Below are 1,141 nucleotides of genomic sequence, written 5' to 3'. Positions count from 1 at the left end.
ATACTGCTGTAGACCAAATAAATGAATGCAGCCCATTAAGCGTTTCCTATGAGCAGAAAAAAACTGGTCGTAAAGTCACCCATATTCTTTTTTCATTTAAAGAAAAATCAAAAAGCATTAATCAACAGAGCGAACAAGATAAGGTTTATAAACTAACAGACGCTCAAATCAATATGTTTGGCAATCAGCTTTCTCGCTTACATGAGCTATCTCATTTAGCAGCTCAAGGAGAAAGCTATGATGTACTGGCATCAAGAATAAAAGAAATGCTTAAAGATCCAATACAACAAAAGCAATTTATTCCTCATCTTAGGAATTTAGGTTTTAAAGGGTGAGGTTTGATTGTGTATGTAGCAGTTGACTGTTTCTTAATGTATCTTAGTTCACATAATAGACAACCTAAATTACAACATGAAATCACTATCTGTTATCGAGCTTTCAAACCTCTATGGAATGACTCGTCAAGCCGTTTATAAACAAATAAATAAAGGCAATTTAAGTAAGAATAGCGATGGTAAAATTGATCTTTCTGAAGCTATTCGGGTCTTTGGTGAACCATCTAAACATGTGAACAGTTCACAGACAACCGAAACACGAAAGTTGTCAGAAGTTCACCTACTTGAACAACAGGTTCACATGCTTCAAAAACAGCTAGAACAGGCTCATGACCGTGAGAAATTTCAACGAGATGAATTAAAAGCTAAGAATGATCAGTTACATGTTAAGGACGAACAAATTGAGGCAATGCAACGTCTATTAGAAGCCCCAAAAACCAATATGACTACGTTTACCGATCAAGAACCGCTGCAACCAAGCATGGCCAAAACAGCTCCAGAACCGGACACAGTAGAAGCTAAACATGACGGATTGACTACTCCGGAGCAGACGGAAAATAAGCGGATTCCAGTGCCGGAGCAGGTTGAACCGGAGCAGCCGAAAAGAGGGTGGTTAAGCCGGTTTTTCTTGCCGAATGGCTAAGGGTATTATTCAACTGAGCTAATCAAAGTTGTGAAACATTGATCAAAGAATAGGCGTGGAACGTGAAAAATCATAAAAAAAGCCCAAACAGTGATGTTTGGGCTATAAACTTTTAAATAAGCATATGAATTTAAAGGTTAATTATAACACGTTTCGTATAAGG

Annotated in this window: 1 protein-coding gene and 1 pseudogene; both read left to right on the top strand. The window is 37.5% G+C overall.

Going from position 1 to position 1,141, the window contains the following annotated elements:
• A pseudogene (locus I593_RS00090) lies at positions 1 to 335 on the top strand (RepB family plasmid replication initiator protein); the annotation flags it as partial.
• Positions 336 to 411: 76 nt separating this feature from the next.
• Complete coding sequence (locus I593_RS00085) at positions 412 to 978, top strand: plasmid replication DNA-binding protein (protein ID WP_005199347.1); 567 nt, start codon at positions 412 to 414, stop codon at positions 976 to 978.
• Positions 979 to 1,141 lie beyond the last annotated feature (163 nt).

The sequence above is a fragment of the Acinetobacter tandoii DSM 14970 = CIP 107469 genome (assembly GCF_000400735.1).
GTDB classification, from domain to species: Bacteria; Pseudomonadota; Gammaproteobacteria; order Pseudomonadales; family Moraxellaceae; genus Acinetobacter; species Acinetobacter tandoii.
This window is presented reverse-complemented; position numbering and strand designations above follow the sequence as displayed.